The sequence below is a fragment of the Actinomadura sp. WMMA1423 genome (assembly GCF_006547145.1).
Taxonomy (GTDB): Bacteria; Actinomycetota; Actinomycetes; order Streptosporangiales; family Streptosporangiaceae; genus Spirillospora.
Genome location: NZ_CP041244.1, coordinates 1,192,918 through 1,214,111 on the forward strand (window position 1 = coordinate 1,192,918; position 21,194 = coordinate 1,214,111).

The window sequence follows — 21,194 nt, forward strand, 5'->3', positions numbered from 1 at the left end:
CGACGGTCAGCCCGCCCCGTACACCGGTTCGGGCGCGGGGGCCTTCGCCAGGAGGTCCTTGACGACGTCGCCGACCTCGGCCGGGTCCCATCTGGCGCCCTTGTCCGCGGCGGGGCCGTGGCGGAAGGCGTCCATCACGCAGATCTTGCCGCCCTCGGCCTCGAAGACCCGTCCCGTGACGTCCCGCGACTGGGCCGAACCGAGCCAGACGACGAGCGGTGAGACGTTCTCCGGCGCCATGGCGTCGAACTCGCCCTCGGCGGGGGCGGCCATCGTCTGCGCGAAGACCTCCTCGGTCATCCGGGTGCGGGCGGCGGGGGCGATCGCGTTGACCGTCACGCCGTACCGGCCGAGCTCGGCGGACGCGACGAGGGTCAGCCCGACGATGCCCGCCTTGGCCGCGGAGTAGTTGCCCTGGCCGACGCTGCCGAGCAGCCCGGCGCCGGAGGAGGTGTTGATGACGCGCGCGTCGACGGCGCGGCCGGCCTTGCTCTCGGCCCGCCAGTACCGCCCGGCGTGCTTGAGCGGCAGGAAGTGGCCCTTGAGGTGCACGCGCATGACGGCGTCCCACTCGTCCTCGCCGAGGTTGACCAGCATCCGGTCGCGCAGGAACCCGGCGTTGTTGACCAGGGTGTCCAGCCGTCCGAACGCGCCGGTCGCCGCGGCGACCAGTGCGGCGGCGCCCTCGTCGGTCGCGATGTCGTCGGTGCTGGCGACGGCCCGCCCGCCGAGGGCCTCGATCTCCCGGACCACGTCGTGGGCGGGGCCGCCGGACCGCTCGCCGGTGCCGTCGCGCGCGACGCCGAGGTCGTTGACGACGACGAGGGCGCCCTGGCGGGCGAACTCCAGCGCGTGCGCCCGGCCGAGGCCGCGTCCGGCGCCGGTGACGGCGACCACCCGGTCCTTGCAGATCATCGCGTTTCCTCCTTGTTGACGGTGGCGGCGTCCAGGAAGGCGGGGCGCTCTCCCCCGCCGTGCACCTGCATCGAGGAGCCGGTCACGTAGGACGCCAGGTCGGACGCCAGGAACACGCAGGCGGCGCCGATGTCGTAGGGGTCGGCGAGGCGGCCGAGCGGGACGGTCCTCGCCACCGCCTCGACGCCGTCCTCGTCCCCGTAGTGCAGGTGAGACAGCTCGGTGCGGACCATGCCGAGGACCAGCGTGTTGACCCGGATGTGCGGTGCCCACTCGACCGCCAGCGACTGGGTGAGGTTGTGCAGCCCGGCCTTCGCGGCGCCGTAGGCGGCGGTGCCGGGCGACGGGCGCACGCCGCTCACGCTGCCGATGTTGACGATCGAGCCGCCGCCCCGCTCCATGATCCGCGGCCGCAGCGCGCGGGCCATGATCAGCGGCGCCGTCAGGTTCAGCTCCATGATCTTGACGTGGGTGCGCAGGGAGCCGTCGGCCACCGGCAGGTAGGGGGCGCCGCCCGCGTTGTTGACGAGCACGTCCACCTGGTCGAGGCCGTCCGCGAACGCCTGCACGGCGTCCGGGTCGCGCACGTCCAGCGAGGCGAACCGCGCGGTCCGCCCGCCCGCCTCGGGCAGCGCCTCGGGCTCGCGGCGCGCCACCGCGACCACGTCGGCGCCCGCCTCCAGGAAGGCGCGGCTGATGCCCGCGCCCACCCCGCGAACGCCCCCCGTCACCACGACGGTCCGGCCCCCTAGGTCGAGCGTCAGTGACATGACGCCTCCGGCCGCGAGTGGCCTGCCGCCTCCAGCTCCGGTGACATCCCGCCTCCTCCGTACGCCTCTGCTACCGTCTGTTCTAACAAATGTTTGGTGGAAAGGTAGCGCATGGGAGTCTCCACCACGACCCTGGACGGGGTCGCCGAGATCGTCGTGGACGCGCCGCCGGTCAACGCCCTGACCGTCGCGGGCTGGTACGAGCTGGCCGACGCGGTGCTCGCGGCGGGCCGCGACCCCGGGGTCGGCGCCGTCGTGCTCCGCGCCGAGGGCCGGGGCTTCAACGCGGGCGTCGACATCAAGGAGATGCAGAGCACCGACGGCCACACCGCGCTGGTCGGCGCCAACCGCGGCTGCTTCGCGGCGTTCGGCGCCGTCTACGACTGCGAGGTCCCGGTCGTGGCCGCGGTCCACGGCTTCTGCCTCGGCGGAGGGGTCGGCCTCGCCGGCAACGCCGACATCGTGATCGCCTCGCACGACGCCTACTTCGGGCTGCCGGAGGTGGACCGGGGCGCGCTCGGCGCCGCCACCCACCTGGCCCGGCTCGTCCCGCAGCACCTGATGCGCGCGATGGTCTACACGTGCCGCAACGTCACGGCCGAGGAGCTGCACCACCACGGCTCGGTACTGGAGGTCGTCCCGGCGGAGGAGCTGCGCGCCAAGGCCATGGAGGTCGCCGCGGGCATCGCCGCCAAGGACCGGTACGTGATCCGCCGCGCCAAGGAGTCGCTGAACGGCATCGACCCGGTCGACGTCAAGCGCAGCTACCGCTACGAGCAGGGCTTCACGTTCGAGCTGAACCTCGTCGGCGCGGGCGACGAGCACCGCGACGCCTTCGTCTCCAAGGGGGCCCGATGAGTTCCAAGGTGATGTCCGTCGAGGAGGTCGCGGGGTCGCTGGAGAGCGGCATGACGCTCGGGATCGGCGGCTGGGGCTCGCGTCGCAAGCCGATGGCGCTGGTACGGGCGATCCTGCGCTCCCCCGTCACCGACCTCACCGTCGTCGCCTACGGGGGCCCGGACGTGGGGCTGCTGTGCGCGGCGGGCAAGGTCCGGCGGCTGGTCACCGCGTTCGTGACCATGGACTCGATCCCGCTGGAGCCGCACTTCCGGCAGGCGCGCCAGTCCGGGGCGATCGAGCTGACCGAGTACGACGAGGGCATGTTCATGTTCGGGCTGTACGCGGCGGCGCACCGGCTGCCGTTCCTGCCCACCCCGGTCGGCCTCGGCTCGGACGTGATGAGGGTCAACCCGGAGCTGCGGACGGTCCGGTCGCCGTACGAGGACGGGCAGGAGCTCGTCGCGGTCCCCGCGCTGCGGATGGACGCGGCGCTGGTCCACATGAACCGCGCCGACGCGCGCGGCAACGCGCAGTACCTCGGCCCCGACCCGTACATGGACGACCTGTTCGCCAAGGCGGCCGACCGGACGTACGTCTCGTGCGAGCGGCTCGTCGACACCGCCGACTTCGCCAAGGAGGGGCCGGTGCAGTCGCTGCTGATCAGCCGTTCGCAGGTGGCGGGCGTGGTCGAGACGCCGAACGGCGCGCACTTCACCGACTGCCTGCCGGACTTCGGGCGGGACGAGGCGTTCCAGAAGCTGTACGCGCAGTCGGCGGCCGATCCCGACAAGTGGGCGGCGTTCGGCGAGCGGTTCCTGTCCGGCGACGAGACCGCCTACCAGGACGCGGTCCGGGTATGGCGGGAGGAGGCGCGATGAGCGGGGCGACCAGGGCCGAGGTGTGCGCGGCGGCGTGCGCGGACCTGTTCCGGGGCGACGGGGAGATCGTCGCGGCGGCGGTGGCGGGGTTCGTCCCGATGCTGGGGTCCCGGCTGGCGCGCGCGACGTTCGCGCCCGACCTGCTGACGACCGACGGCGGTCCGTCGCTGAGCGCCGAGCCCGTCCCGCTCGGCGGGTCGGCCGGGACCGTCGAGGGCTGGCTGCCCTTCCGCGACCACCTCTGGCTCGTCCTGAACGGGCGGCGGCACGTGGTGATGGGGCCGAGCCAGATCGACGCGCACGGCAACACCAACATCTCGTGCATCGGCGACTGGAAGCAGCCCACGCGGCAGCTGCTCGGGGTGCGCGGCGGGCCCGGCAACACGCTGCTGAACACGACGAGCTACTGGGTGCCGAAGCACTCGGCGCGCGTCTTCACCGAGAAGGTCGACATGGTGAGCGGCGTCGGCTGGGACCGGGGCGCGCACGAGATCCGCGCCGTGGTCACCAACCTGGCCGTGCTCGACTTCGACACCCCCGAGAAGCGGATGCGCCTGCGCTCGGTCCACCCCGGCGTCGGGGTCGACGACGTGCTCGCGGCGACCGGCTTCGAGCTCGCCGTCACCGGCGAGGTGCCCGAGACGCGGCTGCCGGACGCCGAGGAGCTGCGGATCATGCGCGAAGTCCTCGATCCGAAGGGCCTGCGGGAGCGCGAGGTTCCCGAATGAGCGAAGCGAACCGGGGGGTGCGGGGGGTCGCCCCCCCGCCAGGAACAGGCATGAGCGGGGAGGACGCCGGCCAGGTGCTCGACACTCCGCTGACCCGGCTGACGGGAGTGCGGCACCCGGTCGTCCAGACCGGCATGGGGTGGGTGGCGGGGCCCCGGCTCGTCACAGCGGTGGCGAACGCCGGCGGGCTCGGCGTGCTGGCGTCGGCGACGATGACGCTAGACCAGCTCGCGGACGCGATCCACGAGGTCAAGGACCGCACGGACGCCCCGTTCGGCGTCAACCTGCGGGCCGACGCCGGGGACGCGGGCGCCCGCATCGACCTGCTCGTCAGGGAGGGCGTGAAGGTCGCCTCGTTCGCGCTCGCGCCGAAGCGGGAGCTGATCGCCAAGCTGAAGGACGCCGGGGTCGTGGTGATCCCCTCGGTCGGCGCGCGGCGGCACGCGGAGAAGGTCGCGGGCTGGGGGGCTGACGCCGTCCTGGTGCAGGGCGGCGAGGGCGGCGGGCACACCGGCCCCGTCGCCACCACGCTGCTGCTCCCCCAGGTCGTGGACGCCGTCGACATCCCGGTCATCGCAGCCGGGGGGTTCTTCGACGGGCGCGGCCTCGCCGCCGCGCTCGCCTACGGCGCGGCGGGCGTCGCGATGGGCACCAGGTTCCTGCTGACCTCCGACAGCTCGGTGCCCGACGCGGTCAAGCGGGTCTACCTCGAGACGGGCGAGACCGTGGTGACGCGGCAGGTCGACGGGATGCCGCACCGGGTGCTGCGCAGCGAGCTGGTCGACACGCTGGAGGGCTCCGGCCGTGTCGGCGGGCTCGTCCGGGCGCTGCGCAACGGAGCCCGGTTCAAGAAGCTGTCCGGCATGTCGTGGCGGGAGATGATCGCCGACGGGAAGGCGATGAAGCACGGAAAGGACCTGTCGTGGTCGCAGGTCCTGATGGCCGCCAACACGCCGATGCTGCTGAAGGCCGCCATGGTGGACGGCAGGCCCGACCTCGGTGTGATGGCGTCAGGCCAGGTCGTCGGCGTGATCGACGACCTGCCGAACTGCGCCGACCTGATCGGCGCGATCGTGCGGCAGGCCGCCGAGGCCATCGCCGCGCAGCAGTCGCACCTGGTGCGGCAGACGACCTAGGCGATGCGCCGGCCGGAGGACGGGGAGTCGGGCCGCCCTCCGGCCGGGGAGCGCCTGAGCGTCAGCCGTTGACCGCGAGCACGAGCTTGCCGGTCGTCCTGCCCGACTCGATGCGCTCGTGGGCCTCTGCGGCCCGCTCCAGGGGCAGCTCCTCCACCTGGACCCGCAGGTCGCCCGCGGCCGCCGCCGCGACGGCACGGCGCAGGGCGCGCCCCGCCTCGGCCGGTGCGACGCCCGCGAACGCCGCGAGGTTGAAGCCGCACACGGTCTTGTTGGCGAACCACAGCTCGTTCGCGGGGACGCCCACGTCGTCCGCGCCGGACGCGTTGCCCATCACGACCATCCGGCCCATCGAGGCGAGGGCGTCGAGGCTCGCGCGGCGGGCCGGGCCGCCCACCATGTCCACCACGATGTCGAAACCGCGCCCGCCGGTGAGGCCCGCGACCTCGCCCGGCAGCTTGTCGCGGAGGACGACGTCGTCGTAGCCGAACCCGCGCGCGGCCTCGATCTTGGCGGGCCCGCCGACCGTGCCGGCCACCCTGCCCGCGCCGAGCAGCCGGGCGGCTTGGCCGAGCTGGCTGCCGACGCCCCCGGCGGCCGCGTGCACCAGCACGGTCTCGCCCGGCTCGATGCGCGCGACGCGGTCCAGGACGAGGAACGCGGTGGCCCCGTTGGACGGGACGGCCGCCGCGACGTCCAGGCCGAGGCCGAGGCCGTCGAGCGGCGCGACGAGATCGGCGGAGGTGACCGCCACCTCGGCATAGCCGCCGCCGTCCACGATCGTGAGCGCCGCGACGGGCTCACCCGCGCGCAGCCCGCCGACGCCGGGCCCGACCGCCCGGACGTGCCCGGACACCTCGATTCCGGGGACGAACGGCAGCGGCACGTCGACGACGCCCCGCCGGTAGAGGACCTCGGCGAAGTTCGCGCCCGCGTACGCGACGTCGATGGACACCTGCCCGGGCCCCGGCTCGGGGGCCTCCACCTCGGCCCGGCGCAGCACGTCCGCGCCGCCGAACTCGGGGATCGTGACGGCCCGCATCAGTACCGCCCTCCGACGGCCGCGGGGACGCCGTCCAGCTCGGCGAGGTCGGCCTCGGTGAGGTCGAGGGCGGCCGCGCCCGCGTTGTCGCGCAGATACTTCCGCTTCTTGGTGCCGGGGATGGGGATGACGTGCTCGCCCTGCGCGAGCGTCCAGGCGATGGCGACCTGCGCCGGCGTGGCGCCGTGCCGCGCGGCGACCGCCTTGACGACGTCGACGATGCGCAGGTTGGCCTTCAGCGCCTCCTCCTGGAAGCGCGGGTTGCCGCCGCGGAAGTCGGTGTCCTCGAAGTCGGCGGCGGTGACCGTGCCGGTGAGGAAGCCGCGGCCGAGCGGCGAGAACGGCACGAAGGCCGCGCCGCTCGCGGCGCACCAGCCGACCACGTCGCCCGGCCCCTCCCCCGTCTCGGTGGTGTCGCCCGGCAGGGTGCCGGACCGCCCGCCGGGAGCGCCCAGGGGGTCGCGGGTCCACAGCGACAGCTCCGACTGGACGGCGGCGACCGGGTGGATCGCGTGCGCCTCGGCGGCCTGCGCGACGCCGACCTCCGACAGGCCCAGCGTGCGCGCCTTGCCCTCGGCGACCAGCTCGGCCATCGCGCCCCAGGTCTCGGCGAGGGGCACCTCCGGGTCGACGCGGTGCAGGTAGTAGAGGTCGATCACGTCGGTGCCGAGGCGGCGCAGGCTGTCCTCGGCGGACGCCTTGACGTGCTCCGGCCTCCCGTCGCGGACGATGTTCCGGGTGGCCATCGACTCCACGACGAGGCCCGTCTTGGTGGCGACGACCGCCTCGTCCCGCCGTCCCGCCACCGCACGCCCGACGAGCGTCTCGTTGTGGCCGTCGCCGTAGGGCTGTGCGGTGTCCAGGAACGTCACACCGAGGTCGAGCGCCTCCCGGATCAGCGCCACCGACGCGTCGTCGTCGCGTTCCGACTCGGTGTAGGCCCAGCTCATGCCCATGCAACCGAGCCCTACGGCGCCCACTCGCGTTCCGGCGAACTCGCGCGTCCTCATCGTCTCTCCTTCGTTCCTCATGAGGACGATCGTGCTGGACGCGCCGGAACCGAGACAGACTCCACTCATCCTGGGTGTGGCACCACCACCCTGGAGGGGCGCCGGGTCAGCCCGCGGCGGCGAGCCCGCGGCGCGCCATCAGCCGTTCGAGGCGCTCCTGCGTGCCGGTGCCGGGCCGCGGGTTGTGCAGCACCAGGTGGTGGCCCGGCCGGTCGGCGAGCGGCAGCAGCGTGCCCTCGAAGACGAGCTCGCCCGCGTCCGGGTGCCTGAGGCCCTTGACCGCCTGCGCGTCCGCGCTCACCTCGTGGCGGGGCCACAGCTCGGCGAACTCCGGGCTCACCGCCAGCATGTCCGCGATGATCCGGTCGAACTCCGGGTCGCCCGGGTAGCGGGCCGCGTCGGCGCGGAACCGCGCCACGACGCCGGGCGCGGCGGCGGCCCAGTGGGTGTGCATGGACCGGTAGCGGACATTGGTGAAGTAGGTGACCAGGCAGTTGTGGTCGGTGTCGCCGTACCCGAACACCTCGCGGGCCGCGTCGTTGATCGCGACGAAGTTCCAGTGCCGGTCGCGGACGTAGGCGGGGCGCGGCGACCAGGCGTCCAGCACCCGCCGCAGCTCGGGCGTGATCGGCACGGCGGGCCCCGCCTCCGCCTGCGGCGGGTTCAGCCCGGCGAGCAGGTACAGGTGCTCGCGCTCGGCGCGGTCGAGCCGCAGGGCGCGGGCGATCGCGTCCAGGACGTCCCCGGAGACCTTGATGTCGCGGCCCTGCTCCAGCCACGTGTACCAGGACACCCCGACCCCCGCGAGCACGGCGACCTCCTCGCGGCGCAGGCCCGGCGTCCGCCGGCGTCCGCCGTCCGGCATCCCGACGTCGGCGGGGGCGAGCCGGGCGCGGCGGCCGCGCAGGAAGCCGCGCAGCTCCTCCCGGCGGCGGTCGGGGGCGGGGGTGCGGCTGGCCATGCCGCCACGATATCCGCCGGCCCCGGGACGGCGCGTCCGCGGATCACGCGGGTGCGGCGGTCAGGCGATCGCGCCGGCGGAGCGCAGGGCCGCGATGTCGTCGTCGTCGCGGCCCAGCTCGCGCAGCACGGCGTCGGTGTGCTCGCCGAGCGCGGGGATCGGGTCCATGCGCGGCTCGGCGCCGGCGAACGTGATCGGCGGGAGCAGCGCCCGGATGCCGCCCACCGGGGAGCCCACCTCCCGCCACCGGTCCCGCTCGGCGAGCTGCGGGTGGGCGACGAGGCCGTGCCCGTCGTTGAGCGTCGCGTTCGGCACGCCCGCCTCGTCGAGCCGCCGGAGCAGCTCCTCCCGCCCCATGCGGGACGTGACGCCGGCGACGAGCGCGTCCACCTCCTCCCGGTTGCGGACCCGCGCCCGGTTCGTCGCGTACTCGGGGTCGGTCACGAGGTCGGGCCGCTCCAGCACCCCGGTCGCCAGGGCGGCCCAGCCGCGGTCGTTCTGGACGCCGATCACCACGTCGGCGCCGTCGGCCGTCGGGTAGGCGTCGTAGGGGGCGATCACCGGGTGGCTCAGCCGCGTGCGCGGCGGCGGTGAACCGGTGTAGAGGGTCGTGTACATCGCCTGGCCCATCCACTCGGCGACGGCGTCGAACATCGTGATCTCGATCGACGCGCCCTCACCGGTGGTACCGCGCCGCACGAGCGCGGCGAGCGTCCCTGAGAAGGCGTACATGCCGGCCGCGATGTCGGCCAGCGGCGAGCCCGCCTTCACGGGCGTCTCGGGCGTGCCGGTGACCGAGACCAGCCCCGCCTCGGCCTGGACGAGCATGTCGTAGGCGCGCTTGTCCCGGTACGGCCCGCGCGATCCGTATCCGGACATCTCGACCACGATCAGGCGGGGGTCGCGGGCCCGCAGCTCGTCCGCGCCGAACCCGAGGCGGGCCGCGGCGCCGGGGGCGAGGTTCTGCAGGAACACGTCCGCGCGCGCGACCAGGTCGGCGAGGACCGCACGGCCCCCGGCCTGCTTGAGGTCGAGCGCGACCGACTCCTTCGACCGGTTGAGCCAGGCGAAGTGCGTGCCGAGGCCGCCGCGCACGCCCGTGTCGAACGCGCGGGCGAAGTCGCCGCCGTCCACGCGCTCGACCTTGATGACGCGGGCGCCCTGGTCGGCGAGCTGCCGCGTGGCGAACGGCGCCGCGACCGCCTGCTCCAGCGCGACGACGGTGATCCCCTCCAGCGGCAGGGAGGCGCCCGCCCCGGTCACCGGTCCTCCAGGAGCCGGCGGCCGATGACCATTTTCTGGATGTCGGCGGTGCCCTCGCCGATCAGCAGCATCGGGGCCTCCCGGTACAGGCGCTCGATCTCGTACTCCCTGGAGTAGGCGTAGCCGCCGTGGATGCGGAACGCGTCCTCGACGACCTCCTTGCAGTACTCGCTGGCCAGGTACTTGGCCATCCCGGCCTCCAGGTCGTTGCGCTCGCCGGAGTCCTTGCGGCGCGCCGCCATCACCATCATCTGGTGCGCGGCCTCGACCTTGGTCGCCATCTCGGCGAGGCGGAACAGGACCGCCTGGTGCTCGGCGATCGGCCTGCCGAACGTCTCGCGCTGCCGCGCGTAGGACAGGGCCAGCTCGTAGGCGCGCCGCGCCACGCCGCAGCCGCGGGCCGCCACGTTGACGCGGCCGACCTCGACGCCGTCCATCATCTGGTAGAAGCCCCGGCCGGGCGTCCCGCCCAGGACCTGCGCGGCCGGGATCCGGTAGGAGTCGAAGACGAGCTCGGTGGTGTCGACGCCCTTGTACCCCATCTTGTCGATCTTGCCGGGGACGGTCAGGCCCGGCGCGACCTCGCCGAAGCCCGGGGTCTTGTCGACCAGGAACGCGGTCATGCCGCGGTGGCCCGCGCCCGGGTCGGTCTTGACCAGCGTCGCGACGAGGTTCGCCGAGCCGCCGTTGGTCAGCCACATCTTCTGGCCGTCGATCACGTACTCGTCCCCGTCCGGGACGGCGCGGGTCGTGATGGCCGAGACGTCCGACCCGCATCCCGGCTCCGACATCGAGAACGCGCCGCGGATCTCACCGGCCGCCATCCTCGGCAGGTAGTGCGCCCGCTGCCCGGCGGTGCCGTGCTGCGCGATCATCCACGCGACGATGAAGTGGGTGTTGACGATCCCCGAGACGCTCATCCAGCCCCGCGAGAGCTCCTCCACGACGAGCGCGTACGTCAGCAGCGACTGGCCCAGCCCGCCGTGCTCCTCGCCGATCGTCAGGCCGAAGAGGCCGAGGTCCCGCATCCCGTCCACGATCGCCTGCGGGTAGGCGTCGGCGTGCTCCAGCTCGGTCGCGACCGGGAGGATCTCCTTGTCGACGAACGCCCGGACGGTCGCGAGGATCTCCCGCTGCTCGCCGGTCAGCCCGTGGGTCTGCTGCAGTCTGCTCACCTTCGGCTCCTTCTAGCGGCCTTCGAAGCGCGGGGGGCGCCGCTCGGCGAACGCGGCCCTGCCCTCGGCGAAGTCGGCGCTGCCGAACAGGGCGGTCTGCTCCTCCCGCTCGGCCTCCAGCAGGCTCTCCAGGCTCTGGCCGGTGCGGGCGAGGAGGCGCTTGGCGGCGGCGACCGACAGCGGGGCGAGCGCGGCGGCCTCGGCGGCGAGCTCCAGGGCCGCCTCCAGGGCGGCGCCGGGCGGGGCGAGGGAGTCGGCCAAGCCGATCTCGTAGGCGCGCGGTGCGGGCACGGTCCGCCCGAACACCAGCATCTCCTTGGCGCGGCCCATGCCGACGCGCTGCGGGAGGGTCCAGAGCAGCCCGCCGTCGGCGACGAGCCCGACCCTGCCGAACGCGGCGACGAACCGGGCGTCCTCGGCGGCGACCACGTGGTCGCACACGGCGGCGAGGGACACCCCGAGCCCTGCCGCGGCCCCCTCGACCGCCGCGACGAACGGCGTCCCGCAGGTGGTGATGATCCGGGCGGCCTCGTGCACCGGGTCGAGCCGCGCGCGGACGGCCTCCGGGCCGGCGCCCTCCATCGAGCGGACGTCGCCGCCCGCCGAGAACGTCCCCCCGGCGCCGGTCAGCACGACGGCCCGGATACCGGGGTCGTCCGCCGCGCGGCGCACCTCCTCCAGGAGCCGCTCGCGCATCGGGATGTCGATCGCGTTGCGGGCCTCGGGCCGGTTCAGCGTGACCACCCGCGCCGGGCCCTGGTCGGCGGTGGTGACCACGGAGCCGCGCGGCGGTTCGGAGTCCCGGTCGTCCATCAACCCTCCTGAAAATTTTTTATACGATATGCGAGGCCCGGAGACCGGCGAAAGGGGGCCCGGTGTCAGGCGGGCTGCTCGTCCCAGAAGCCCTGCGCCTCCAGGTGCACCACGAGCAGGGCCCCCGCGTGCCGGATGTGGGCGCGCATCGCCTGCCGCGCGGCGTCGCCGTCCCCCGCCCGCAGCGCGGCGAGGACGAGGCGGTGGTCGTCGACCGAGGCCTGCGTCCAGCCCTCGATGCTGGAGTAGAAGCGGCGCGGGGCGTAGCGCACCACGAGCTGGAGCAGCCAGGACGTCTTGGGCGAGTCCGCGCACAGGTTGACGGTCCGGTGGAACTGGTGGTTGGCGCGCTCGATGGCGGCCGAGTCGCGGGTCCGGGACGCCTCCTCCAGGAGGGCCTGCGTCCGGTCGAGCGACTCCAGCTCCGCACCGGTGATCCTCGCGGCGGCGCGGGCGGCGAGCTCCCCGGCGAAGTACGCCTGGGCCTCGAACAGGTCCTGGACGTCCTGCCGGGTGAGCGGCGCCGGCATGAACCCGCGCCGCGGCTCCAGCGTGACGAAGCCCTCGCCGCGCAGCGACAGCAGGGCCTCCCGGACGGGGGTGACGCTGATCCCGAGATCCTCGGCGATGCGCTCCAGGCGGAGGAACTCCCCGTGCCTGACCTGGCCCGACATGATGAGCTCGCGGACGTAGGCGGCCACCTCGTCGCTCAGCTGGCGGCGCCTGCCGAGGACCCGGTCACCGGAAATCGCCACTCTCATCGTCTCCCCGTGCGCCTCGTGGTGGGTTCACATTATGGACGGGCGGGTCCCCGCCGGCCGTTGACACCCGGTAGTTTCCTATCAAATATATGAAATCCGAGACCGGAGGAGGGCGGGGCCGTGTTCACGCTCAGCGACGAGGAGCGCGCCATCGTCGAGGTCGTCGCGGACTTCGTCGACCGGGAGGTCCGCCCGGTCGCCCGGGACCTGGAGCACGAGGGCGCCTATCCGGCCCGCCTCATCGACCGCATGAAGCAGCTCGGCGTCTTCGGGCTCGCCGTGCCCGAGCCGTACGGCGACGTGAGCGTCTCCAAGGCCTGCTACGCGCTCGTCACCGAGGAGCTGGCGCGCGGCTGGATGACGCTCGCGGGCGCGTTCGGCGGTCACACGGTCGTCTCCCACCTGCTCGCCGTGTACGGCACCGAGGAGCAGAAGGCCCGCTACCTGCCCCGGATGGCGACCGGCGAGCTGCGCGCCACGATGGCGCTCACCGAGCCGTCCGGCGGCTCGGACCTCCAGGCCATGGCGACGACCGCGCGCCGGGACGGGGACCGCTACCGCGTCGACGGCGCCAAGATGTGGATCACCAACGCGCGCACGTCCGGCCTGATCGCGCTGATGTGCAAGACCGACCCCGACGCGTCCCCCCGGCACCGGGGCATCAGCATCCTCCTCGTGGAGAAGGGGCCGGGCCTGACCGTCTCCCGCGACCTGCCGAAGCTCGGCTACAAGGGCGTGGAGAGCTGCGAGCTGTCCTTCGACGGCCACGAGGCGCCGCTCGACGCCGTGCTCGGCGGCGAGGAGGGGCGCGGCTTCGCCCAGATGATGCGCGGCCTGGAGGTCGGCCGCATCCAGGTCGCGGCGCGCGCGCTCGGGGTCGGGCGCGCCGCCCTCGAGGACTCCCTGCGCTACGCCCAGCAGCGCGAGGCCTTCGGCAGGCCGATCTGGCAGCACCAGTCCATCGGCAACTACCTCGCCGACATGGCCACCCAGCTCCGCGCCGCCCGGCTGCTCACCCTCGACGCCGCCGAGCGCCTGGACGCGGGCGAGCGCTGCGACATGGAGGCGGGGATGGCCAAGCTGTACGCCTCGGAGGCGGCGATGCAGATCGCCCTGAACGCGGTCCGCATCCACGGCGCGGCCGGATACTCCACCGAGTTCGACGTCGAGCGCTACTTCCGGGACGCCCCGCTGATGATCGTCGGCGAGGGGACCAACGAGATCCAGCGCAACGTGATCGTCAAGCAGCTAGTCGAGCGCCACCGGGTCTAGGGCGCGGCCACGTCTAGGGCGCGGCGGCCGGGTCCTCTCCCGCGCGGATCCAGTCGAACGTGCGCTCCACCGCGCGCTGCCAGTTGTCGTACTCGGCGGCGCGCCGCGCGGGCTCCATCGCCGGGACCCAGCGGGCCGCGCGGTGCCAGTTGCGCCGCAGCCCTTCGAGCCCCGCCCAGTAGCCGACCGCGAGCCCGGCGGCGTAGGCGGCGCCGAGCGACACCGTCTCCACCACCATCGGCCGCGCCACCGGCACGTTCAGCACGTCGGCGACCATCTGCATGACCAGGTTGTCGGACGTCATGCCGCCGTCGGCCTTCAGCTCCTTCAGCGAGAGGCCGGAGTCGGCGTTCATCGCGTCCACGACCTCGCGCGTCTGCCAGCCCGTGGCCTCCAGCACCGCCCGCGCCAGGTGCCCCTTGGTGATGTAGGAGGTCAGGCCGACGATGATGCCCCGCGCCTCGCTGCGCCAGTGCGGGGCGAACAGCCCGGAGAACGCCGGGACGATGTAGCAGCCGCCGTTGTCGTCGACGGTCCGGGCGAGGGTCTCGATCTCCGGGGCCGTGGAGATCAGCCCGAGGCCGTCCCGGAACCACTGGACGAGCGCGCCGGTGATCGCGATCGAGCCCTCCAGCGCGTACACGGCGGGCTCGTCACCGATCTTGTAGCCGACGGTCGTGAGCAGCCCGTTGTCCGACTTCACCGGCGTCGTGCCGGTGTTCATCAGCAGGAACGCGCCCGTCCCGTAGGTGCACTTGGTCTCCCCCGGCGAGAAGCACGTCTGGCCGAACAGCGCGGCCTGCTGGTCGCCGAGCGCGGCGCCGATGCGCACGCCGGGGAACACCCGGCGCGCCGTGCCGTAGGTCTCGGTGGACGAGCGGATCTCCGGCAGCATCGCCTTCGGCACGCCGAAGAAGTCGAGCAGGCCGTCGTCCCAGCTCAGCGTGTGCAGGTCCATCAGCAGCGTGCGGCTGGCGTTGGTGACGTCGGTGACGTGGACGCCGCCGTCGACGCCGCCGCTGAGGTTCCAGATCAGCCAGCTCTCCATCGTGCCGAACAGGACCTCGCCGCGCTCGGCGCGCTCCCGCAGGCCCGGCGTGTGGTCCAGCATCCAGCGGACGCGCGGGGCCGAGAAATAGGTGGCCAGCGGCAGGCCGCTGCGCTCGGTGACCATCGCGGCGCCCGGGGCGCGGGAGAGCTCGTCCACGAGCGGGCCGGTCCGCATGTCCTGCCAGACGATCGCGCGGCCGATCGGGACGCCGGTCAGCCGGTCCCACAGGACGGTCGTCTCCCGCTGGTTGGCGATCCCGACCGCCGCGACCTGGCCGGGCGTCGCGCCCGCCTGGGCGAGGGCCTCCGGGGCGATCCGCTCCAGGTTGCGCCAGATCTCCATCGGGTCGTGCTCGACCCAGCCGGGCTTCGGGAAGTGCTGCCGGTGCTCGCGCTGCGCCACCGACACCAGCCGGCCGCCGTGGTCGAACAGGATGCACCGGGTGGACGTGGTGCCCTGGTCGATCGACATGACGTACCGTTCGGTCACGGCCGGCCCCCTCCCCCGGGGCGCGCCTCCCCGCACCGCCGTGCGGGCGGCGGCGGGTCACCAGCGCGATCCACCGAGGTCCCTGGAGACGGCGCGGGCGGCGTCGCGCACGTAGGCCACGAGCCTCGGGTCGGGGACGCGGCGGGAGTCGCAGATCCGCTCGACCGCGCCGGAGATGCCGATGGCCCCGACGACGAGCCCCCCGTGCCCGCGGATCGGCGCGGCGATGCCGGCCTCGCCGATGGACAGTTCCTCGGTCTCGGCGGCCCAGCCGTTCTCCCGGACGCGGGTGGCGGCCCGTGCGAGTTCCCTGGGGTCGGTGATGGTGCGCCTGCAGTAGGACTCGAGGACGGTGTCGCGGATGGACGCCGCCGCGTTGGCGTCGTGCGCGAGCAGCGCCTTGCCGAGCGCGGTGGCGTGCAGCGGCAGCAGCGAGCCGACGTCCATCGCCTGGAGCGTGTCGTCCGGGCGGAACACGTGGTGGACGACCAGGACCCTGCCCTCCAGCAGCGTCCCGATCCGGACGGCCTCACCGCTGCGCGAGGCGAGCGCGTCGGCCCAGTTGATCGCGCGCGACCGCAGCTCGTTGACGTCCAGGTAGCTCGTGCCGAGGTGCAGCAGGGCCGCGCCGAGCTGGTACTTGCCGGTGCCGCCGTCCTGCTCGACGAAGCCGACGCGCTCCAGCGTGCGCAGGATGCCGTGCGCGGTGCCCCGGGCGAGGCCCAGCGAACTGGCGATCTCCCCGACCCCGAGCCGGCCCGAGCTCGCCGCCAGCAGGCGCAGGATCGCGGCCGCCCGCTCGATCGACTGCACAGGTCCGGGCATGGACCCGATGGTAGGTCGCCCGGCAGGGTGCCGACAATGTCGGCAGCCGCCGCATTCAGCGTCCCATGCGCCCCGAGCTGCCCGGATTCTGTGATCTGGTGCACATGGTGGAGGGTAACCGCCGCCGGGCTACGACGAAAGTGTTCGACATTGTCGGCACGCTCCCGTTGTCAGGCGGTTCGTCCCGGCTTACCGTCCAGCCAACCTCACGGGACCCCTGACCACCCCACCTGCCGAGGAGCACCCATGGCGGAACGCCCCAGAATCCCCACCCTGGCCGGTGAGCTCGCCGCCGAGTTCGCCGGCACCATGATCCTCATCCTGTTCGGCGTCGGCGTCGTCGCGCAGGTCGCCGGAGCCGAGATCGGCGACCACGACAGCATCGCCTGGGCCTGGGGTCTCGGCGTCACGCTCGGCGTGTACGTCGCGGCCCGGATCAGCGGCGCCCACCTCAACCCCGCCGTCACCATCGCGCTGGCCGCCTTCAAGGAGTTCTCCTGGCGCAAGACGGCCCCCTACATAGCCGCGCAGACCGCGGGGGCGTTCGTCGCGGCGCTGATCGTCCGCTGGAACTACAGCGAGGTGCTGGCCAAGGTCGACCCCGGCCACACCATCAAGACCCAGGGCGTGTTCTCCACCCTGCCGGGCAACGGCACCCTCCCGGTCGGCACCTGGGGCGCGTTCCGCGACCAGGTGATCGGCACCGCCATCCTGCTCTTCGTGATCAAGGCGCTCACCGACGTGCGCAACTCCCCGCCGCTCGCCAACCTGACCCCGTTCCTGATCGGCCTGCTGGTCGTCGCGATCGGCATGGCGTGGGGCACCGACGCCGGCTACGCGATCAACCCGGCCCGCGACTTCGGCCCCCGGCTCGCCTCCTTCTTCACCGGCTACGGCGGGGCGTGGCGGGACCAGAACGGCGATCTGTACTTCTGGGTGCCGATCATCGGCCCGCTCATCGGCGGCGTGCTCGGCGTCGGCCTCTACAAGGCGCTGATCGGCCGGTTCCTGCCCCCCGTCGAGGAGGACCCGCAGGGCCTGACGAAGCCCGAGCCCGAGTACGAGAAGGCCTGAACCGTCCCGTCCACCACGACCCCAGGAGAGCGCACGCATGGCTGACTTCGTCGGGGCCCTCGACCAGGGCACGACCAGCACCCGATTCATGATCTTCGACCACGGCGGCAACGAGGTCGCCCGCCACCAGCTCGAGCACGAGCAGATCCTGCCCCGGGCGGGCTGGGTCGAGCACGACCCGACCGAGATCTGGGAGCGGACCCGCTCGGTCGTGCAGTCCGCGCTGAACAAGGCGAACCTGAGCCACACCGACCTGGCCGCGTTCGGCATCACCAACCAGCGCGAGACGACCGTGGTGTGGAACCGGCGCACCGGCCGCCCCTACTACAACGCGATCGTCTGGCAGGACACCCGCACCGACCGCATCGCCGCGGCGCTGGAGCGCGACGGCAAGGGCGACGTCATCCGCCGCAAGGCGGGCCTCCCGCCGGCCACGTACTTCTCCGGCGGCAAGATCCAGTGGATCCTGGAGAACGTCGACGGGGTCCGCGAGGCCGCCGAGAACGGCGACGCCATCTTCGGTACGACCGACTCGTGGGTGCTGTGGAACCTCACCGGCGGGACCGACGGGGGCGTGCACGTCACCGACCCGACCAACGCCAGCCGGACCATGCTCATGGACCTGGAGACCCTGTCCTGGGACGACGAGCTCCTGTCGTTCTTCGGGATCCCGCGCTCCATGCTCCCGGAGATCAAGCCGTCCTCGGCGCCCGGCGGTTACGGGGCGACCCGCGCGAACGGTCCGCTCGGCGGCGAAGTCCCGCTGACCGCGGCGCTCGGCGACCAGCAGGCCGCGACCGTGGGGCAGGTGTGCTTCTCGCCCGGCGAGGCCAAGAACACCTACGGCACCGGCAACTTCCTCCTGCTCAACACCGGCGAGGAACTCGTCCGCTCCAAGAGCGGGCTGCTGACGACCGTCTGCTACCAGTTCGGATCCGAGAAGCCGGTGTACGCGCTGGAGGGTTCGATCGCGGTGACGGGGTCGGCGGTGCAGTGGCTGCGCGACCAGCTCGGCATCATCTCCGGCGCCGCGCAGAGCGAATCGCTGGCCCGCCAGGTCGACGACAACGGCGGCGTCTACTTCGTCCCCGCCTTCTCCGGCCTGTTCGCCCCCTACTGGCGATCCGACGCCCGCGGCGCCATCGTCGGCCTCTCGCGCTACAACACCAACGCCCACCTCGCCCGCGCCACCCTGGAATCCATCTGCTACCAGTCCCGCGACGTCGTCGAAGCCATGCGCGAAGACTCCGGCGTCTCCCTGGACGTCCTCAAAGTCGACGGCGGCGTCACCGCCAACGAACTGTGCATGCAACTCCAGGCCGACATCCTCGGCGTCCCGGTCTCGCGACCCGTCGTCGCCGAGACCACCGCCCTGGGCGCCGCCTACGCCGCCGGCCTCGCCGTCGGATTCTGGAACACCACCGACGAACTCCGCCAGAACTGGAACGAGGACAAACGCTGGCACCCCACCTGGAACGAAGACCAGCGACGCGACGGCTACGCCGCCTGGAAGAAGGCCGTCGACCGGACCCTCGACTGGGTCGACCTGAGCGACTGAGCGGGACGGCACCGCCCGGTCCCCCGGAGGGAACGCGCGGCACCTGACGCCGAACGCTCTTCGCCGGGATGCGGCGGGACGTCCACCTGGACGCCCTCCGGGCGACGGCCCGCCGCAACCCGGCCGCAGGACACTCGATCTGACCTCTCTTCGGGAGCATGCAGTGACATCCGTAGCCCTCGGCCCGCGGTACCGCGAGGACACCCTGCGGGACCTCGCGGAGGCAGAGTTCGACGTCGTGGTCGTCGGCGGCGGCATCGTCGGCGCCGGCGCGGCGCTCGACGCGATCTCGCGGGGCCTGTCCGTCGCCCTCGTGGAGGCGCGGGACTGGGCGGCCGGCACGTCCAGCCGGTCCAGCAAACTGATCCACGGCGGGCTGCGCTACCTCGAGCAGCGCGACTTCGGGCTGGTCAGGGAGGCGCTGCGCGAGCGCGGCCTGCTGCTCCAGCGGCTCGCGCCGCACCTGGTGCGCCCCGTCCGGTTCCTCTACCCGCTGCGCAACCGGGTCTGGGAGCGGGCCTACGTCAGCGCGGGCGTGACCCTGTACGACTCGATGGGCGGCGCGCGGTCGCTGCCCCGGCACCGCCAGCTCACGCGGCGGGCCGCGCTGCGGGAGGCCCCGGCGCTGCGGTCGGACGCGCTGGTCGGCGCCGTCCAGTACTACGACGCGCAGGTCGACGACGCCCGCTACACGATGATGGTCGCCCGCACCGCGGCCCAGTACGGCGCGAAGGTGGCCACCCGCGCCGAGGTGACGGGGTTCCTGCGCGAGGGCGAGCGGGTGACCGGCGTCCGCGTCCTGGACCTGGAGGGCGACCGGGAGATCTCCGTCCGGGCCCGGAGCGTGGTGTGCGCGACCGGGGTGTGGACGGACGGTGCCCAGGCGATGACCGGGTCGCGGGCCGCCTTCGGCGTACGGGCGTCCAAGGGAGTCCACCTCGTCGTGCCCCGCGACCGGATCCCGATGGGCACCGGGCTGATCACGCGGACGTCCAAGAGCGTCCTGTTCATCATCCCGTGGGGGCGGCACTGGCTCGTCGGCACGACCGACACCCCGCACGACCGCGGCCCCGACGAGCCCGTCGCCGAGCACACCGACATCGGCTACCTCCTGGAGCAGGCGAACGCCGTCCTGCGGACGCCGCTCACGCACGACGACATCGAGGGCGTCTACGCGGGCCTGCGGCCGCTGCTGTCCGGCGAGATGGACGACACCACGCGCCTGTCGCGCGAGCACGCCGTCGCCGAGCCGGTGCCCGGCCTCGTCGTCGTCACCGGCGGGAAGTTCACCACCTACCGCGTGATGGCGCGGGACGCGGTCGACGTCGTCGCCGAGGGCCTCGACGACTCGGTCCCCGCGTCGGTCACCGGCCGGCTGCCGATCCTCGGCGCCAACGGGTACGAGGTGCTGTGGAACGAGCGGCGCCGGCTCGCCGCCGAGTCCGGCCTGCACGTCGCGCGGATCGAGCACCTGCTGCACCGGTACGGGTCGTGCGCCCGGGAGGTCCTGGCCCTGGTCGCCGGCGACCAGGCGCTCGGCGCCCCCGTCCCCGGCGCCGAGGACTACCTGTGCGCCGAGGCCGTCTACGCGGTGACGCACGAGGGCGCGCTGCACCTGGAGGACGTCCTCTCGCGGCGGCTGCGCATCTCGATCGAGGAATGGGACGGCGGCGCCGCCGCGGCGGCCCGCGTCGCCGAACTCGTCGCGCCCTGGCTGGGCTGGGACGGCGAGCGGGTGAGCGGCGAGGTCAAGCGGTATCTCCGGCAGGTCGCGGCGGAGCGCCGCGGCGGTCCCGCGGTCGAGGAGGCGCCGGTCACCGCCGCCTAGGCGAAGGTGGCGGTCATGGCCGTGACGTCGCCCGGCGCGTGGACGGAGAGGGTGCCGTCCGGGGATCCGGCCGCGACGAACGGCTGCCGCGCGTAGACGGGCCTGCGGGCGCGGAACGACAGTTCGCGCACCTTCAGGCCCGCCCGGCGCGGCAGTTCCAGGCACAGGATCGCGAGCAGCGGCCCGTGGACGACGAGGCCGGCGTGCCCTTCCACCTCGGTCGCGTACGCCTCGTCGTAGTGGATGCGGTGGGCGTTGTAGGTGAGGGCGCTGAACCGGAACAGCATGACCGGATCGGCGGCCGTCCGGAGCGTCCACGGTGCGTCCACGTCGGGCGCCTCGAACGCCGGCCGCTCGGGACCGGGCGCCGCGCCACCGCTTCGGTAGACGAGATCCTGCTCCTCGACCGCGATCTCGGCGCCGTCCCGCACGAAGGTGTGCCGGACGGTCACGAACAGCATCTCCCCGCTGCGTCCGCGCTTCACGGCGGTGGAGGCGAGTTCCGCCCGGCGCGTCACGGCGTCCCCGGCGCGGAGCGGCTCGTGGATCCGGAACCTCCCACCCGCGAACATGCGGCGCCGGTCGGGCATCGGCGGGAGGAACCGCCCCTCGCGCGGATGCCCGTCCGGCCCGAGCTCCCGCCGCGCGGGCCGTTCGAGGAAGTGCAGCCACTGCCAGAGGGGCGGCAGCTCCTCCCCCGGCGGCTCGACGTCGAGCACCCCGGCCAGGGCCTCCGCCGGCCCTGCTCCGATGACCTCGGTCGTCTCCTGCGGTTCCGGGGCCCACCCCGCGATGTCGATCACGG

Annotated in this window: 20 protein-coding genes; 8 read left to right on the top strand and 12 right to left on the bottom strand. The window is 73.5% G+C overall.

Annotated features, from left to right (window positions below):
• Window positions 1-6: 6 nt before the first annotated feature.
• Both FKD65_RS05870 and FKD65_RS05875 read right to left on the bottom strand, forming a co-directional pair.
• Window positions 7-915, bottom strand: coding sequence for an SDR family oxidoreductase (locus FKD65_RS05870; RefSeq protein WP_141576508.1), 909 nt, complete (start codon window positions 913-915; stop codon window positions 7-9).
• Window positions 912-1,685, bottom strand: a complete 774-nt coding sequence (locus FKD65_RS05875; RefSeq protein WP_141576509.1) for an SDR family oxidoreductase — start codon at window positions 1,683-1,685, stop codon at window positions 912-914. Before FKD65_RS05875 ends, FKD65_RS05870 begins: the two co-directional genes overlap by 4 nt.
• 111 nt (window positions 1,686-1,796) lie before the next feature.
• Here FKD65_RS05875 and FKD65_RS05880 point away from each other — a divergent pair, with 111 nt between their 5' ends.
• The 4 genes from FKD65_RS05880 to FKD65_RS05895 are packed head-to-tail and all read left to right on the top strand — an operon-like array spanning window position 1,797 to window position 5,267.
• Entirely contained in the window at window positions 1,797-2,543 is a 747-nt protein-coding gene (locus tag FKD65_RS05880) for an enoyl-CoA hydratase family protein (protein WP_141576510.1), read from the top strand.
• Window positions 2,540-3,403 (top strand): CoA transferase subunit A, encoded by an 864-nt coding sequence (locus FKD65_RS05885; protein ID WP_141576511.1) that lies wholly within the window; start codon window positions 2,540-2,542, stop codon window positions 3,401-3,403. Before FKD65_RS05880 ends, FKD65_RS05885 begins: the two co-directional genes overlap by 4 nt.
• Window positions 3,400-4,131, top strand: a complete 732-nt coding sequence (locus FKD65_RS05890) for a CoA-transferase subunit beta (RefSeq protein ID WP_240809984.1) — start codon at window positions 3,400-3,402, stop codon at window positions 4,129-4,131. Before FKD65_RS05885 ends, FKD65_RS05890 begins: the two co-directional genes overlap by 4 nt.
• Window positions 4,132-4,181: 50 nt before the next feature.
• Window positions 4,182-5,267 (top strand): nitronate monooxygenase family protein, encoded by a 1,086-nt coding sequence (locus tag FKD65_RS05895; RefSeq protein ID WP_141576513.1) that lies wholly within the window; start codon window positions 4,182-4,184, stop codon window positions 5,265-5,267.
• 61 nt (window positions 5,268-5,328) lie between these two features.
• Here the strand turns inward: FKD65_RS05895 and FKD65_RS05900 are convergent, their stop codons facing one another.
• The 7 genes from FKD65_RS05900 to FKD65_RS05930 form a co-directional block, all read right to left on the bottom strand.
• Complete coding sequence (locus tag FKD65_RS05900; protein ID WP_141576514.1) at window positions 5,329-6,309, bottom strand: zinc-binding dehydrogenase; 981 nt, start codon at window positions 6,307-6,309, stop codon at window positions 5,329-5,331.
• Window positions 6,309-7,319, bottom strand: coding sequence for an aldo/keto reductase (locus FKD65_RS05905; RefSeq protein ID WP_141576515.1), 1,011 nt, complete (start codon window positions 7,317-7,319; stop codon window positions 6,309-6,311). The genes FKD65_RS05900 and FKD65_RS05905 overlap by 1 nt, the downstream gene beginning before the upstream one ends.
• Window positions 7,320-7,425: 106 nt before the next feature.
• On the bottom strand, window positions 7,426-8,280 hold the full coding sequence (locus tag FKD65_RS05910; protein ID WP_141576516.1) for a helix-turn-helix transcriptional regulator: 855 nt from the start codon (window positions 8,278-8,280) through the stop codon (window positions 7,426-7,428).
• 60 nt (window positions 8,281-8,340) lie between these two features.
• Entirely contained in the window at window positions 8,341-9,543 is a 1,203-nt protein-coding gene (locus FKD65_RS05915) for a CaiB/BaiF CoA-transferase family protein (protein WP_141576517.1), read from the bottom strand.
• Entirely contained in the window at window positions 9,540-10,718 is a 1,179-nt protein-coding gene (locus FKD65_RS05920; RefSeq protein ID WP_141576518.1) for an acyl-CoA dehydrogenase family protein, read from the bottom strand. The genes FKD65_RS05915 and FKD65_RS05920 overlap by 4 nt, the downstream gene beginning before the upstream one ends.
• Window positions 10,719-10,730: 12 nt before the next feature.
• The gene (locus tag FKD65_RS05925) at window positions 10,731-11,531 is read right to left on the bottom strand and encodes an enoyl-CoA hydratase/isomerase family protein (protein ID WP_141576519.1); all 801 of its coding nucleotides are present in this window, start codon (window positions 11,529-11,531) and stop codon (window positions 10,731-10,733) included.
• Between the two features lie 65 nt (window positions 11,532-11,596).
• Window positions 11,597-12,292 carry a GntR family transcriptional regulator gene (locus FKD65_RS05930; protein WP_141576520.1) on the bottom strand — a complete coding sequence of 232 codons (696 nt, stop codon included), beginning with the start codon at window positions 12,290-12,292 and terminating at the stop codon, window positions 11,597-11,599.
• A 120-nt stretch (window positions 12,293-12,412) separates the two neighbouring features.
• On the opposite strand from FKD65_RS05930, the gene FKD65_RS05935 reads away from it, so the two are divergent.
• Window positions 12,413-13,564, top strand: a complete 1,152-nt coding sequence (locus FKD65_RS05935) for an acyl-CoA dehydrogenase family protein (protein WP_141576521.1) — start codon at window positions 12,413-12,415, stop codon at window positions 13,562-13,564.
• Window positions 13,565-13,577: 13 nt separating this feature from the next.
• On the opposite strand, the gene glpK (FKD65_RS05940) is transcribed toward FKD65_RS05935, so the two are convergent.
• Window positions 13,578-15,104: a glycerol kinase GlpK gene (gene glpK / locus FKD65_RS05940; RefSeq protein WP_141576522.1), complete on the bottom strand. Its 1,527-nt coding sequence runs from the start codon at window positions 15,102-15,104 to the stop codon at window positions 13,578-13,580.
• Between the two features lie 57 nt (window positions 15,105-15,161).
• A complete protein-coding gene (locus FKD65_RS05945) occupies window positions 15,162-15,929 on the bottom strand; it encodes an IclR family transcriptional regulator (protein ID WP_141576523.1) in 768 nt (255 codons plus the stop codon).
• Between the two features lie 246 nt (window positions 15,930-16,175).
• On the opposite strand from FKD65_RS05945, the gene FKD65_RS05950 reads away from it, so the two are divergent.
• The 3 genes from FKD65_RS05950 to FKD65_RS05960 all read left to right on the top strand — a co-directional run bounded on the left by FKD65_RS05950 (window position 16,176) and on the right by FKD65_RS05960 (window position 20,389).
• Window positions 16,176-17,003, top strand: a complete 828-nt coding sequence (locus FKD65_RS05950) for an MIP/aquaporin family protein (RefSeq protein ID WP_141576524.1) — start codon at window positions 16,176-16,178, stop codon at window positions 17,001-17,003.
• Window positions 17,004-17,040: 37 nt separating this feature from the next.
• The gene (gene glpK / locus FKD65_RS05955) at window positions 17,041-18,561 is read left to right on the top strand and encodes a glycerol kinase GlpK (protein WP_141576525.1); all 1,521 of its coding nucleotides are present in this window, start codon (window positions 17,041-17,043) and stop codon (window positions 18,559-18,561) included.
• Window positions 18,562-18,766: 205 nt separating this feature from the next.
• Entirely contained in the window at window positions 18,767-20,389 is a 1,623-nt protein-coding gene (locus FKD65_RS05960) for a glycerol-3-phosphate dehydrogenase/oxidase (RefSeq protein ID WP_240810295.1), read from the top strand.
• Here FKD65_RS05960 and FKD65_RS05965 read toward each other — a convergent pair.
• Window positions 20,386-21,192 carry a MaoC family dehydratase N-terminal domain-containing protein gene (locus tag FKD65_RS05965; protein WP_141576527.1) on the bottom strand — a complete coding sequence of 269 codons (807 nt, stop codon included), beginning with the start codon at window positions 21,190-21,192 and terminating at the stop codon, window positions 20,386-20,388. The genes FKD65_RS05960 and FKD65_RS05965 overlap by 4 nt on opposite strands.
• Between the last annotated feature and the right edge of the window lie 2 nt (window positions 21,193-21,194).